The sequence below is a fragment of the Pseudomonas sp. PDM18 genome (assembly GCF_014852585.1).
In the GTDB taxonomy this organism is placed as follows: domain Bacteria; phylum Pseudomonadota; class Gammaproteobacteria; order Pseudomonadales; family Pseudomonadaceae; genus Pseudomonas.
In genome coordinates, this window is sequence record NZ_JACVBX010000001.1 from 701,481 (window position 1) to 715,751 (window position 14,271).

Genomic DNA, 14,271 nt, shown 5'->3' on the forward strand with positions numbered 1-14,271 from the left:
ATGCTGAAGTTCGACAAGGTTTCCACCTTCTACGGCAAGATCCAGGCGCTGCACGACGTCAGCATGGAAGTCCAGCAGGGCGAGATCGTCACCCTGATCGGCGCCAACGGCGCCGGCAAGTCGACCCTGCTGATGACCCTGTGCGGATCGCCACGCGCCTCCTCCGGCAGCATTACCTACATGGGCGAAGAGCTGGTCGGCAAGGAATCCTCCGTGATCATGCGCAAGAGCATCGCCGTCGTGCCCGAAGGCCGTCGCGTGTTCGCCCGCCTGACCGTGGAGGAGAACCTCGCCATGGGCGGCTTCTTCACCAGCAAGGGTGATTACCAGGAACAGATGGACAAGGTCCTGGGGCTCTTCCCGCGCCTGAAGGAACGCTTCAACCAGCGCGGCGGCACCATGTCCGGCGGCGAACAGCAGATGCTCGCCATCGGCCGTGCGCTGATGAGCAAGCCCAAGCTGCTGCTGCTCGACGAGCCGTCGCTGGGCCTGGCGCCGATTATCATCCAGCAGATCTTCGACATCGTCGAACAGCTGCGCCAGGAAGGCGTGACCGTCTTCCTCGTCGAGCAGAACGCCAACCAGGCGCTCAAGCTCGCCGACCGCGGCTATGTGCTGGAGAACGGTCGCATCGTCATGCAGGACACCGGCGCCAACCTGCTGGTGAACCCCAAGGTGCGCGACGCGTACCTGGGCGGCTGATCCTCCCGCCGCGATCAGAAACGGCCCTTCGGGGCCGTTTTTTTTGCTTTGCGAAGCCTTGCTTTTCGTAGGAGCGAGCTTGCTCGCGAACCGTCCCAACGATGGTGCTGCAGGGAAATCCGTTCGCGAGCAAGTTCTCCCCGCTGTATCCCACCAACAGCGACCCGAGCCCTCTTCCATGCCATTCCTGCGCTGGCAGCTCCCAGGCCGCCAGCGGGCCGGCGAACCCTGGCGAGGGAGACGGATTACTTCGACGGGTCGAGGCCGGCGAAAGGGTGACTTGCCATCACTGCGAATACGACCGCACCGCGGTCGACATCCGCTCGCGTCTGAAGTACCTGGGCAAACTCTAGACAGTGCCGCGGAAACGAAAACGCCGCCCCAGGGGCGGCGTTTTCGTTGCCAGGCGGATCAGGTCCCGTAACTCAGCACCTGCGCACGCTGGCGCAACTGGGACACCACATCGTCCTCCATGCGGCCCTCGGAGATCAGCAGGTCGCGGCGGATAGTCTGCACCGCCTCCTCGCTCTGCTCATGGTCGGCCAGGTGCTGGCCTTCGATGACACGCCGCAGAACCACGTCTCCATCATCGTTGGTGAGGGTCAGGATACGGCCGCCGTCGGGGCGTGCCGGGCCCAGCGAGGAAACGTAGGGAGCGAAGGTCTCGGTCAGCAGGGCGCTCAGCCGGTCCATGTCGTATCTCCTTGTTGCGAAATGAAAAACACGCAGCAAAAGACCGCACGTTCGGCGATAAAGTTCGCCGGTTTCAGTACCGTTGGTCATGACGGCATGTGTCACGGCATCACGCACAGGCATGAAAAAGCCCGCCAGGTGGCGGGCTTTTCCGAACGGCGATCCGCGGTTTAGAGCGGCTTGCCGCGGTTGCCGTGGGCGCTGACGAAGGCCTGGACCTTGGCCAGATCGTTCGCCAGCACGGTGCAACGCTCGTCACGCTCGAACAGGTCGGCCAGGTGCGCCGGCAGTGCCGGAACCGCCTCGATGCCGGCCTTCTCCACCGCTTCCGGGAACTTCACCGGGTGCGCGGTACCCAGGGTCACCATGGGCACAGACAGGCTGCGACGGCACTCGCGAGCGGCGCGGACGCCGATAGCGGTGTGCGGGTCCAGCAGCTCGCCGGACTCGGCGAACACCTGGGAGATGGTCTCGCAGGTTTCCTCGTCACTCACCGCCAGGGAATCGAACAGGCGGCGGGCTTCGGTCCAGCGGTCATCCTCGACGGCCAGCTTGCCGGTTGCCTTGAAGTTGTCCATCAGCTCGGCGACGGCCTTGCCGTTGCGGCCATGCAGGTCGAACAGCAGGCGCTCGAAGTTGGACGAGACCATGATGTCCATGGACGGCGACAGCGACGCGTGCAGGGTGTCCTTGTCGTAGCGGTTGCCGGACATGAAGCGGTGCAGGATGTCGTTACGGTTGGTCGCGACGATCAGTTGGCTGATCGGCAGACCCATGTTGCGCGCCAGGTAGCCGGCGAAGATGTCGCCGAAGTTGCCGGTGGGCACCGAGAAGGCCACGGAACGGGCCGGTGCACCGAGCTGCAGGGCGGCGTGGAAGTAGTAGACGATCTGGGCCATGATCCGCGCCCAGTTGATCGAGTTCACCGCCACCAGACGGGTGCCTTTCAGGAAGCCCTGGTCGGCGAAGCTGGCCTTGACCATCTCCTGGCAGTCGTCGAAGTTGCCTTCGATGGCAATGTTGTGAATGTTTTCGCCGAGGATGGTAGTCATCTGACGGCGCTGCACCTCGGACACACGGTTGTGCGGGTGCATGATGAAGATGTCGACATTCTCGCAGGCCTTGCAGCCTTCGATAGCGGCCGAGCCGGTGTCGCCGGAGGTGGCGCCCATGATTACCACGCGCTCGCCACGCTTGGTCAGCACGTGGTCGAGCAGGCGGCCGAGCAGTTGCAGGGCGAAGTCCTTGAAGGCCAGGGTCGGGCCGTGGAACAGCTCCAGCACCCACTCATTGCCATTGAGTTGGCGCAACGGCGCCACGGCGTTGTGGGCGAAGACGCCGTAGGTTTCTTCGAGAATCTTCTTGAAATCGGCGTCGGCGATGCTGCCGGCAACGAACGGGCGCATCACGCGGAAGGCCAGCTCGTGGTATGGCAGGCCGGCCCAGGAGGCGATTTCTTCGACGGTGAAGCGCGGCAGGTTTTCCGGCACGTAGAGACCGCCGTCGCTGGCAAGACCTGCCAGCAGCACGTCTTCGAAGTTCAGCGCGGGCGCCTGGCCGCGGGTACTGATGTAACGCATGGTGTGAAACCTTCGGGTTGGCAGCGGCGCGCAGGCGCCGCCGCGGTCGATTCAGTTCAGTTGTTCGACGCGGATGCGTACGACATTGCCGACGACGTCATCCAGCGCTTCCAGCGCGGCGATGGCTTCGATGATGCGGGACTCGAGCACGCGGTGGGTAACCAGGATCATCGGCACCAGACCGTCATGCTCTTCGACTTCCATCTGCATGATCGATTCGATGTTGATGCCGCGCTCGGAGAGGATGGTCGCCACCTGGGCCAGTACGCCCGGATGGTCCTTGGCCTGGATGCGCAGGTAGTAGGCGCTTTCGCAGGCGTCGATCGGCAGGATCGGGTGGTCGGAGAGCGAGTCCGGCTGGAAGGCCAGATGCGGTACGCGGTTCTCCGGGTCGGAGGTCGTGGCGCGAACCACGTCCACCAGGTCGGCGACCACCGAGGAAGCGGTGGGCTCCATGCCGGCGCCAGCGCCATAGAACAGCGTAGAGCCAGCGGCATCGCCGTTGACCATGACAGCGTTCATCACGCCATTCACGTTGGCGATCAGGCGGTCGGCCGGGATCAGGGTCGGGTGTACGCGCAGCTCGATACCTTTATCGGTACGGCGGGCCACGCCCAGATGCTTGATGCGGTAGCCCAGCGCCTCGGCGTAGTTCACATCGGCGGTGGTCAGCTGGGTGATGCCTTCGGTATAGGCCTTGTCGAATTGCAGCGGGATACCGAAGGCGATGGATGCGAGGATGGTCAGCTTGTGCGCGGCGTCGATGCCCTCGACGTCGAAGGTCGGATCGGCTTCGGCGTAGCCCAGCGCCTGGGCTTCCTTGAGCACGTCGGCGAAGGCGCGGCCCTTCTCACGCATCTCGGTGAGGATGAAGTTGCCGGTGCCGTTGATGATGCCGGCCAGCCAGTTGATACGGTTGGCGGCCAGGCCCTCGCGGATCGCCTTGATCACCGGGATGCCACCGGCCACGGCGGCTTCGAAGGCGACGATGACGCCCTTCTCGCGGGCCTTGGCGAAGATCTCGTTGCCGTGCACGGCGATCAGTGCCTTGTTGGCGGTGACCACGTGCTTGCCGTTCTCGATGGCCTTGAGCACCAGCTCATGGGCCAGGGTGTAGCCGCCGATCAGCTCGATGACCACGTCGATTTCCGGGTTGTTCGCCACGTCGAAGATGTCGGCAGTAATGGGGGTACTGCCGGTTTCACACTTCGGATTGGGGCGACGGGCGGCAATCTGCGCAACCTCGATACCACGCCCGGCACGGCGGGCAATCTCCTCGGCGTTGCGTTTGAGTACATTGAAGGTACCGCCACCGACGGTCCCCAACCCACAGATTCCCACTTTCACCGGTTTCACGCTGAAACTCCCCATGATTACAGCATCGGGGCACCTGAGACGCCGATGCCCGCAACGAGGCGGGCATGGAAGCAGGCACCATGTCAGAACAGGCGGACTGCCTGTTCCCTAGTCAAAAGGAACCGAACATTACGAAGCGGTTCCGCATTAGTCAATCAGTGCGCAAGCCGCGGCTTACTTGGCTTCCAGAGCCAGCTTGGCGATCTGGCCGGCCGGCTGGTAGCCCGGCAGCATGGTGCCGTCGGCGAGAATGATCGCCGGGGTGCCCTGCACGCCGACCATCTGACCCAGGGCAAACTGCGCGTCCACCGGGTTTTCGCACTTGGCGGCCTTCACTTCCTTCTCGTGGAACATATCGCTCATGGCCGTCTGGCGGTCCTTGGAGCACCACACGGCCTGCAGCTGCGCATCACCCGGCGAGTTCGGGCCCTGGCGCGGGAAGGCCAGGTAGCGCACTTCGATGCCGCGCTTCTGCAGTTCCGGCACTTCGGCGTGCAGCTTCTGGCAGTACGGGCAGGTGGTGTCGGTGAAGACGGTGATGTGCGCCTTGGTCTCGCCCTTGGCCGGGAACACGACCATGTCCTTCGCCGCGATGGCGTTGATGGTCTTGGCCACGCCGGCGCTCTCGGCCTTCTCGGTCAGGTTGGTCGGCTTGCCGTCCTTCACCTGATAGATGTTGCCCTGCACGACGAACTGGCCGTCGGCGCTGGCGTAGAGGATACGACCGCCCTTGAGCTGCACCTGATAGATGCCTTCCAGGGGACCCTTGGAGATGTTCTCGATGGGCAGGTCAGGCTGCAGGGACTGCAGGGTGGTGCGGATCGCCTGATCCGGTTCGGCGGCCAGTGCGAGGGTGCTGACGAGGCCAAGGGCCGCGGCAGTCAGAAGTCGGGACAAACGCATGGAAAGCTCCTGATGTCAGTCGGCGAAGACTACCACACCGGACCGGCAAGACCGAGCCAAAGGCTGTAGCCGGAAGCTTCGGCGGGAGTAGTGGTTAAAGCTCTCGGCGCAAAGATCGAACAAGGTGTAGACATCCCTGTCGAGACAACCTGCTCAAGTTCAACCCTGGCCCGGCCATCCATGGCCGGGCGTTCGCGGGGCAACGCATGCGTTGCTAGAGCCCCCGCTCACCCCCACTCACCCCCGGGGGTGGTGCTGAGCATGCAGGTCCTGCAGGCGTGCACGGGCGATGTGCGTGTAGATCTGAGTGGTGGAGAGGTCGCTGTGGCCCAGCAGCATCTGCACCACGCGCAGGTCGGCGCCGTGGTTGAGCAGATGGGTGGCGAAGGCGTGGCGCACGGTGTGCGGCGACAGGCTCTTGCCGATGCCGGCGACCTTCGCGTGGAGCTTGATGCGGTGCCAGAAAGTCTGGCGGGTCATCTGCTCACCACGCAAGCTGGGGAACAGCACATCGCTCGGCCGGCCGGCAAGCAGGTCGCCACGGGCCTCGCGCACGTAGCGCTCGATCCAGCGGATCGCCTCCTCGCCCAGCGGCACCAGGCGTTCTTTGCTGCCCTTGCCGAGCACCCGCACCACGCCCTGACGCAGATTCACCTGCTCCAGGGTCAGGCCGACCAGCTCGCTCACGCGTAGGCCGCAGGCGTAAAGCACCTCAAGCATGGTGCGGTCGCGCAGGCCGAGCGGGTCATCGGTCTCCGGCGCCGCCAGCAGGGCTTCGACATCCGACTCTGACAGCGACTTGGGCAGCGGCTTGCCCAGTTGCGGCAACTCCACCAGCAGGGTCGGGTCCTCGGTGATCAGGTTCTCGCGCAGGCAGTAACGGTAGAAGCCACGCAGACCGGACAGGAAACGGGCCGTGGAACGGGCCTTGTAGCCCTCGCCCAGGCGCCAGGCCAAGTGATCGAGGATCACATCGCGACCGGCCGACTCCAGCGCAACGCTGCGCTCGTCGAGCCAGCCATTGAACAGCGCAAGGTCACTGCCATAGGCACTGCGGGTGTTGTCGGACAGGCCCTTTTCCAGCCAGAGGGCATCGAGGAAGCGGTCGATCAGAATATGGGGAACCGGGGTCATTTCAGGCCAGAGCTAAGGAAATTACGGCGCGAGTAGTCTTTCATAGACTCCATCACCCTCACCACTCTTGCGCAGGATGTCGCCGCTCCATGGATGAACACAGCACCTACTACGCTCTCGCCGGTATTGGCGCCGCCTCCCTTGTCAGCCAATGGCTGGCGTGGCGCCTGCGCTTGCCGGCGATCCTGTTCCTGCTGCTGAGCGGCATCCTCGTCGGCCCGGTGCTGCACCTGCTGACGCCGGAAGCGCTGTTCGGCCCACTGCTGTTCCCGCTGGTGTCGCTGGCGGTCGCCCTCGTGCTGTTCGAGGGCAGCCTGACCCTGCGCTTGGATGAGTGGAAGGAAATCGGTACGGTGGTGCGGCGCATGGTCACCGTCGGTGCCCTGCTCACCTGGGGCGTGATCGCCCTGGCGACCCACTATCTGCTGGACTTCACCTGGGAGATGGCGCTGCTGTTCGGCACCCTCACCCTGGTCACCGGTCCGACGGTGATCGTGCCCATGCTGCGCGTGGTGCGCCCCAACGCCACCATCGCCAATATCCTGCGCTGGGAAGGCATCGTCATCGACCCCATCGGCGCGCTGCTCGCAGTGGTGGTCTACACCTTCATCGCCGCCAGTGACAGCGGCTCGGGCTGGACCGACAGCCTGCTGACCTTCTTCAGCGTAATCGGCACCGGCATCATCGCTGGCCTGCTGGGTGGCCAGGCACTGGGTGTAGCGCTGCGCCGCCACTGGCTGCCGGATTACCTACACAACCTGGCGTCGCTGTCGGTGGTACTGGGCCTGTTCGTGCTCTCCAACTCGCTGATGTCCGAATCGGGATTGCTGGCGGTGACTGTAATGGGCCTGCGCCTGGCCAATATGAAAGGCGTCGACGTCCGGCAGATCCTGCACTTCAAGGAGAACCTCAGCGTTCTGCTGATTTCCGGCCTCTTCGTGCTGCTCGCCGCGCGGCTGGACCTCTCGGCGCTGTTGGGCCTCGGCCCGATTGCTCTGCTGGTGCTGGCGCTGATCCAGTTCGTCGCCCGGCCGCTGAACGTACTGGTGTCCACTGCCGGCTCCTCGCTCAATTGGCGCGAGCGCGCGCTGCTGAGCTGGATAGCCCCTCGCGGCATCGTCGCGGCGGCCGTCTCGGCGATCTTCGCGATTCGCCTGCAGGAGGCCGGCCACGCCCAGGCCGGCGTTCTGGTACCGCTGACCTTCCTGGTGATCATCGGCACGGTGATCCTGCAAAGCGCCACCGCCCGCCCTCTGGCGCGCCTATTGAAGGTGGCCGAGCCAGTGCCCACCGGCTTCCTCATCATCGGCGCCAACCCGGTGGCGCGCGCCGTCGGCACCGGTCTGCAGAATGCCGGAGTAAAGGTGCTGCTCACCGACTCCAGCTGGGAGAACACCCGCGCGGCACGCATGGAGCACCTGCCGACCTACTTCGGCAACCCCGCCTCGCAGCACGCGGAAGCCCATCTCGACCTGATCGGTCTGGGCCATTTGTTGGCTCTATCGCCCAACGCCGAACTGAACGCCCTGATGTGCATGAGCTTCCGCCACGAGTTCAGTCCACGCCACCGCTTCATCCTGCCCTCCAGCCAGGACAGTCGTCGCAGCGAGAAGCACCGGGTCAGCGACCGCCACCGCGGTCATCCGCTGGGGCAGAGTCTCGTCACCTACCCGCAGATGGCCGGACTGATCGCTCGCGGCGCGGAAGTCCGCTCGACGCTGCTCAGCGACAGCTTCGGCTGGGACGAATACCAGGCGCAGCATGGACAGCGCGCCCTCCTGCTATTCGCCCGCGACCCGAGCGGCCGGCTGCACATTGCCTGCCCTGAGCAGCCGCTCTCCCCTGCCAGCGGCTGGACGGTGATTGCATTGATCGAGGAAGAGGCAGAAACCGTCGTGAGTAAGAACGACACCGTGCAGGCCCTGACAACCTGACGGCCGGCCATGTCAGCCTATCTTTAGGCTGGTGACAGAATGTGGCCAAAAGACAATGATTGCACCACGCCATCATAGCGCCCACGAAGCCCAAGCCATGCCTAGTCAACAGAACTCCCGCCTCGGCCAAATCCTTGTCACCAAGGGTCTGATCACCACCCATCAGTTGGATAAGGCCATCCAGCTCCAGCTCACCAACGGCCTGCGCCTGGGCGAAACCCTGATCCAGCAGGGCTGGATCAGCGAGCGCCAGCTCAGCCGCGCGCTGAAGAAGCAGAATAACCTGCGCCTGGCGGCGACGCTGGTCGCGGCCCTGCTCAGCCCGTTCCAACTGGCCAGCGCCGATGTGCAACGCCAGGCACCAACGAGCATCACCCGCCACGAAGCGCCCAAGGGCCTCAAGCCCCTGAGCGACCGCGAGATGAGCGACGTCAGCGCCCAGGGTTTTGACGACACCCTGCAGAGCCTGCTGGTCAGCGCGGAGAGCGGTGACGGCGTAGGTGCTATCAAGCAGCTGTCACGCCTGGTGATGCCGGTGGTCGACAGTCTCGACGCCGAGACCTCGCTGCACGACGTGCAGTACGACACCGCGCACGCCTCCTCGTCCCTGAACCCGGACGGCTCGATCAACGTGCGCCTGCCCAGCTCTATCGGCGAGGTACGCTTCGACAACATTCGCGTCGCCGGCGCGCCCAAGACCCAAAGCATGGGCAGCCTGAGCCTGCAGAACATCGACCTGTCCCAGGCTTCGCTGAAGATCAGTCTGCGTCACTGAAACGGTTGGCGGACTTTCAGTAGGAGCGAGCTTGCTCGCGAACCCAGTTTGCCGGCCACATCAATACCAGGCGGTTCGCGAGCAAGCTCCTACAAGTACGGATCCGCGAAGGCGCCCTCGGGCGCCTTCTTTCGTTTCAGACCTCGAAGCCGGGCAGGACCGGCACCGGGCGCTTCTCGTCGTCGATGGCGACGAAGCTGAACAGCCCGTGGATGGCTTTCTCGCGGCCATCGGCGGACATGCTCTCGACGAACACCTCCACCTCGACCTTGAGGCTGGTGTTGCCGACCTTCACTACCCGGCCGATCAGCTCGACGATGGAGCCGGCGGGGATCGGGTGCTTGAAGTCGATACGGTCGGTGGAAACGGTCACTAGCGGCAATCGGCAGAAACGCGTCGCGGCGATGAACGAGACTTCGTCCATCCAGGCCAGCGCGGTGCCGCCGAACAAGGTGTTGTGGTGGTTGGTGGTGGGCGGGAAGATCGCCTTGGTCACGCGGGTTTCGGAAAGCTCCGTACGACGGAGGATTTCCTGTTCTCTGGGGCTCATGCCACTGCTACCTGATGCAATGAGGGTGGCTGCCGGTGCTGCGGATGTTGTGCTTCTAATGCGCTGCCGGGGGGCAAATGAAAAAATCTCAGGCAAGAAAAAAGCAGCCCGTGGGCTGCTTTCTTCGGGAACAACCGGCGACTTAGGCCAGTTTTTCCTTGATACGAGCTGCCTTGCCGGACAGTTCGCGGAGGTAGTACAGCTTGGCCTTGCGCACGTCGCCGCGACGCTTGACGGAGATGCTGTCTACCAGCGGGCTGTAGGTCTGGAAGGTACGCTCAACGCCTACGCCGTTGGAGATCTTGCGAACGGTGAAAGCACTGTTCAGGCCGCGGTTACGCTTGCCGATGACAACGCCTTCGAAGGCCTGCAGACGCTGACGGTCGCCTTCCTTCACTTTAACCTGGACGATTACGGTGTCGCCGGGGGCGAACGCCGGAATCTCTTTGCTCATCTGTTCAGCTTCGATCTGCTGAATGATCTTGTTGGTCATTTCGTGCTCCTAAGACCTGCGCTCGGCGCGGGCCATCGATACGTTAACTATCGTTCCGCTGGCGGATGTATTCCTCCAGCAGCTTTTTCTCTTCTCCAGAAAGCGAGCGGCAATCCAGAAGATCGGCACGTCGTTCCCAGGTCCTGCCTAAGGACTGCTGCAAACGCCAGCGCCGGATGTGTTCGTGGTTGCCGCTGAGCAGCACCTCAGGAACACGTTTGTCTGCGTACACCTCAGGTCGGGTGTAGTGCGGACAGTCGAGCAGGCCATCCGTGAAGGAGTCCTCCTCGGCGGAGTCCACGTGGCCCAATGCACCGGGCAACAACCGCGTGACCGCGTCAATCAACACCATGGCCGGAAGCTCACCCCCGGACAGGACATAATCGCCAACTGACCATTCCTCATCGACATGCTCTTCAATGAAGCGCTCGTCGATGCCTTCGTAACGCCCGGCGATCAGGATCAATCGTTCCTCGTTCGCCAGTTCCTTCACGGCCGCTTGCGTCAGCTTGCGACCCTGCGGCGAGAGGTAGATCACCTTCACCGGTCCGCCTGCGGCTTGCCGGGCATCGCCCAGTGCGCCTTCGAGCGGCTTGATTTTCATCACCATGCCGGGACCACCGCCGAAAGGCCTGTCGTCCACCGTCTGGTGACGGTCCTCGGTGTTGCTTCGCGGATTGAAGCACTGAAGCTGAATCAGCTCCTGCTTGACCGCGCGACTCGTGATGCCATAGTCGCTGATGGCGCGAAACATCTCCGGAAAGATGCTGATCACTCCTATCCACATCGGCTGAGGGCTCTCATCCACATGGGTTAGAAGTCCGCGTCCCAGTCCACCCGCATCTCGCCGGCTTCCAGGTCCACCGATTGCACGCACTGATCCGTATACGGGAGCAGGCGTTCACGGTCGTCCAGGCTGCCTGCGCAGGGCTTGACTACCATCACATCGTTGGCGCCGGTCTCCAGCATGTGGTCGAGAATCCCGAACAGTTGCCCGTTCTGGTCGATCACCTTGAGACCTTCCAACTGGCTCCAGTAGAACTCGCCATCGTCCAGCACCGGCAGCTCGCTGCGCGGAACCAGGATTTCGAATTCAGCGAAGGTGCGGGCGATCTCGCGATCATCCAGTCCCTTCAGCTTCGCGACCAGGACATTGCCCTGCACGCGACCTTGAACCAGCTCAGCCTGTCGAACCTCGTTGCCACGCTTGAGCGTCCAGCGGCGATAGTCCAGCAGGTTGTCCAACGGATCGGTAAAGGAATACACCTTCACCTCGCCACGAATACCGTGCACCGATACGATCTTGCCGAGAACAACCATCTCCTCGGCGGGAGCAGTATTCGTGTTCATCGATCTCAGGCAGCCTTGGCGGCGTCCTTGATCAGCTGAGCAACACGCTCAGACGGTTGAGCGCCTTGGCTCAGCCAGTAGTTCAGACGCTCCTGGTTGACCGAGAACTTGACTTCGGCGCCAGTGGCGACAGGGTTGAAGAAGCCGACGCGCTCGACGAAACGGCCGTCACGAGCGTTGCGGCTGTTGGTCACGGTCAGGTGATAGAACGGGCGCTTCTTGGAGCCGCCACGAGCCAGACGAATGGTTACCATGCGTACGTTGTTCCTATGGTTTGCTTGCAAAAAAGAAATGCAGCCCTCGGGCACATAGCCCGAAAGGCCGCATATTCTATGAGCTAAAGCCCCGCGCCGCAAGCCGCAGCGCGCTCGGCCCGCCGGGCGGCGAGCCGTCTGGCCTCACATCTTGGGCATGCCGCCGGGGAACATGCTCCCCATGCCGCGCATCATCTTGGCCATGCCGCCCTTGGCGGTGACCTTCTTCATCATCTTCTGCATCTGCTTGTGCTGCTTGATGAGGCGACCAACGTCCTGCACCTGAGTACCCGAACCCATGGCGATGCGGCGCTTGCGCGAGCCGCTGATCACTTCCGGATCACGGCGCTCGGCGGGGGTCATGGAGTTGATGATCGCCTCCATCTGCTTGAACTGCTTCTCCGCCGCGTTCTGCGCGTTGCCCATCTGCGACAGGTTGACGCCGCCGAGCATCGGCAGCTTGTCCATGAGGCTGCCCAGGCCGCCCATGTTCTTCATCTGTTGCAGCTGATCGCGGAAGTCTTCCAGGTCGAAGCCCTTGCCCTTCTTGATCTTCTTCGCGAGCTTCTCGGCCTTCTCGCGATCCATGCTCTGCTCGGCCTGCTCGATCAGGCTGAGCACGTCACCCATGCCGAGGATGCGCGAGGCCACGCGATCGGGGTGGAACGGATCGAGCGCTTCGCTCTTCTCGCCCATGCCGAGGAACTTGATCGGCTTGCCGGTGATGGCGCGCACGGACAGCGCGGCACCGCCACGGGCGTCGCCGTCGACCTTGGTCAGCACGACGCCGGTCAGCGGCAGCGCGTCATTGAAGGCCTTGGCGGTGTTGGCGGCGTCCTGGCCGGTCATGGCGTCGACCACGAACAGGGTCTCCACCGGCTTGATCGCCGCATGGACCTGCTTGATCTCATCCATCATGTCGGCGTCGATGTGCAGACGGCCGGCGGTGTCGACGATCACCACATCGATGAACTTCAGCTTGGCTTCGCGGATCGCGGCTTCGGCGATGGCCACCGGCTTCTGACTGGTGTCGGACGGGAAGAAGGTCACGCTGATATCGCTGGCCAGGGTTTCCAGCTGCTTGATCGCCGCCGGGCGGTAGACGTCGGCGGACACCACCAGCACGGACTTCTTCTTGCGCTCCTTAAGGAAGCGCGCCAGCTTGCCGGCGGTGGTGGTCTTGCCCGCGCCCTGCAGGCCGGCCATCAGGATGACCGCCGGCGGAGCGGCGTTGAGGTCCAGGTCCTCGTTGGCCGCGCCCATCAGCTCGACCAGTTCGGCCTGGACGATCTTCACGAAGGCCTGACCCGGGGTCAGGCTCTTGGATACCTCGGTGCCGACCGCGCGATCCTTGATCTTGGCGACGAAGTCCTTGACCACCGGCAGGGCCACGTCGGCCTCCAGCAGGGCCATCCGCACTTCGCGGAGCGTGTCCTTGATGTTGTCCTCGGTCAGCTTGGCCTTGCCGGTGACGTGGCGCAGCGTTTGCGAGAGGCGATCTGTAAGGTTTTCGAACATGCGCGATCCTAATCGGGCCCGGTCGGGCCAAGGTTTGGCTTGTCAGCAAGCCGGCGATTATAGCGAAGTGCGGCCAACGCCAACACCGCCGATGATCCCGATGTGACAGACCGCTTCGCAGGCCAGAAGCGAACTGTTCTCAGGCGCTTTCTAGGCGCGGGCGATCTGTGCCACACTCACGTCCTTTCGGGTCCCCTGTCGAAGGACTGTTCCAAGGACTTATGCAACCTCTGCTGCCCAGCCTGATCGCCGCCGTCCTTTATATCGGCACCACCGTCTACCAGGGCGCAAGCCTGGCCCGCCGCACCCCGCCGCAGAAACCGCTGCTCCTCCTGCTGGGCCTGCTCGCCCTGCTCTGCCAGGCCTATGCCCTGAGCCAGGAGCTGCTGACGCCGGCGGGCCTGGCGCTGGACTTCTTCAACGCCGCCAGCCTGATCTCCGCTGCCGTCACGGGCCTGACGCTGCTGGCCTGTCTGCGCATCCCGGTGCAGAACCTGCTGCTCTTCCTTTATCCGCTCGGCGCGCTGACCACCCTGCTGGCGCTGCTGATGCCCCATGGCACCATCGAACCGATCAACGAGCAGCCCGGCATCCTTGCCCACATCCTGCTGTCGATCCTCGCCTACGGGCTGCTGACCATTGCCGTGGTCCAGGCATTGCTGCTGCTGGTCCAGGACCATCAGCTCAAGCACAAGCACCCGTCCGGCCTGATCCGCAACTTCCCTCCGCTGCAGACCATGGAAAGCCTGCTGTTCGGCTTCCTCTGGGGCGGCTGGTCGCTGCTTTCGCTGTCGCTGATCTCCGGCTGGCTGTTCGTCGACAACCTGTTCGCCCAGCACCTGGCGCACAAGACCATCCTTTCCTGCTTCGCCTGGGTGGTCTTCGGCGTGCTGCTGTGGGGCCGCCACCAGCTCGGCTGGCGCGGCCACAAGGCGATCCGCTGGACCCTCGCGGGTTTCTGCCTGCTGATGCTGGCCTACTTCGGCAGCAAGCTGGTCAAGGAATTCATCCTGCACATCTGAAGCAAGC

At 63.6% G+C, this 14,271-nt stretch carries 15 protein-coding genes; 4 read left to right on the top strand and 11 right to left on the bottom strand.

Features of this window, described 5'->3' with window-relative positions; genetic code table 11:
• Positions 1-702 (top strand): ABC transporter ATP-binding protein, encoded by a 702-nt coding sequence (locus IB274_RS03450; protein WP_045210454.1) that lies wholly within the window; start codon positions 1-3, stop codon positions 700-702.
• A 411-nt stretch (positions 703-1,113) separates the two neighbouring features.
• Here IB274_RS03450 and IB274_RS03455 read toward each other — a convergent pair whose 3' ends face one another.
• The 5 genes from IB274_RS03455 to xerD form a co-directional block, all read right to left on the bottom strand.
• Positions 1,114-1,395, bottom strand: a complete 282-nt coding sequence (locus IB274_RS03455) for a DUF3509 domain-containing protein (protein WP_192430666.1) — start codon at positions 1,393-1,395, stop codon at positions 1,114-1,116.
• Positions 1,396-1,565: 170 nt separating this feature from the next.
• A complete protein-coding gene (gene thrC / locus IB274_RS03460) occupies positions 1,566-2,975 on the bottom strand; it encodes a threonine synthase (protein ID WP_192430667.1) in 1,410 nt (469 codons plus the stop codon).
• A gap of 51 nt (positions 2,976-3,026) precedes the next feature.
• A complete protein-coding gene (locus IB274_RS03465; protein WP_184598526.1) occupies positions 3,027-4,331 on the bottom strand; it encodes a homoserine dehydrogenase in 1,305 nt (434 codons plus the stop codon).
• 174 nt (positions 4,332-4,505) lie between these two features.
• Positions 4,506-5,234 carry a thioredoxin fold domain-containing protein gene (locus IB274_RS03470; protein WP_192430668.1) on the bottom strand — a complete coding sequence of 243 codons (729 nt, stop codon included), beginning with the start codon at positions 5,232-5,234 and terminating at the stop codon, positions 4,506-4,508.
• 237 nt (positions 5,235-5,471) lie between these two features.
• Positions 5,472-6,368: a site-specific tyrosine recombinase XerD gene (gene xerD / locus IB274_RS03475; RefSeq protein ID WP_192430669.1), complete on the bottom strand. Its 897-nt coding sequence runs from the start codon at positions 6,366-6,368 to the stop codon at positions 5,472-5,474.
• An 89-nt stretch (positions 6,369-6,457) separates the two neighbouring features.
• On the opposite strand from xerD, the gene IB274_RS03480 reads away from it, so the two are divergent.
• Together IB274_RS03480 and IB274_RS03485 are read left to right on the top strand one after the other, a co-directional pair.
• Entirely contained in the window at positions 6,458-8,302 is a 1,845-nt protein-coding gene (locus tag IB274_RS03480) for a cation:proton antiporter (RefSeq protein ID WP_192430670.1), read from the top strand.
• Between the two features lie 97 nt (positions 8,303-8,399).
• Positions 8,400-9,077 (top strand): hypothetical protein, encoded by a 678-nt coding sequence (locus IB274_RS03485; protein WP_192430671.1) that lies wholly within the window; start codon positions 8,400-8,402, stop codon positions 9,075-9,077.
• Between the two features lie 136 nt (positions 9,078-9,213).
• Here IB274_RS03485 and IB274_RS03490 read toward each other — a convergent pair whose 3' ends face one another.
• The 6 genes from IB274_RS03490 to ffh all read right to left on the bottom strand — a co-directional run bounded on the left by IB274_RS03490 (position 9,214) and on the right by ffh (position 13,242).
• Positions 9,214-9,627 (bottom strand): acyl-CoA thioesterase, encoded by a 414-nt coding sequence (locus tag IB274_RS03490; protein WP_192430672.1) that lies wholly within the window; start codon positions 9,625-9,627, stop codon positions 9,214-9,216.
• A gap of 142 nt (positions 9,628-9,769) precedes the next feature.
• Positions 9,770-10,120 carry a 50S ribosomal protein L19 gene (gene rplS, locus IB274_RS03495; protein ID WP_017522234.1) on the bottom strand — a complete coding sequence of 117 codons (351 nt, stop codon included), beginning with the start codon at positions 10,118-10,120 and terminating at the stop codon, positions 9,770-9,772.
• 43 nt (positions 10,121-10,163) lie between these two features.
• Positions 10,164-10,907, bottom strand: a complete 744-nt coding sequence (gene trmD, locus IB274_RS03500) for a tRNA (guanosine(37)-N1)-methyltransferase TrmD (protein ID WP_024766884.1) — start codon at positions 10,905-10,907, stop codon at positions 10,164-10,166.
• A 26-nt stretch (positions 10,908-10,933) separates the two neighbouring features.
• Positions 10,934-11,470: a ribosome maturation factor RimM gene (rimM, locus tag IB274_RS03505; RefSeq protein ID WP_081515912.1), complete on the bottom strand. Its 537-nt coding sequence runs from the start codon at positions 11,468-11,470 to the stop codon at positions 10,934-10,936.
• Positions 11,471-11,475: 5 nt separating this feature from the next.
• A complete protein-coding gene (gene rpsP / locus IB274_RS03510) occupies positions 11,476-11,724 on the bottom strand; it encodes a 30S ribosomal protein S16 (protein ID WP_017522237.1) in 249 nt (82 codons plus the stop codon).
• A 144-nt stretch (positions 11,725-11,868) separates the two neighbouring features.
• Positions 11,869-13,242: a signal recognition particle protein gene (ffh, locus tag IB274_RS03515; protein WP_192430673.1), complete on the bottom strand. Its 1,374-nt coding sequence runs from the start codon at positions 13,240-13,242 to the stop codon at positions 11,869-11,871.
• Between the two features lie 221 nt (positions 13,243-13,463).
• Here ffh and IB274_RS03520 point away from each other — a divergent pair, with 221 nt between their 5' ends.
• Entirely contained in the window at positions 13,464-14,264 is an 801-nt protein-coding gene (locus IB274_RS03520) for an inner membrane protein YpjD (RefSeq protein ID WP_192430674.1), read from the top strand.
• Positions 14,265-14,271 lie beyond the last annotated feature (7 nt).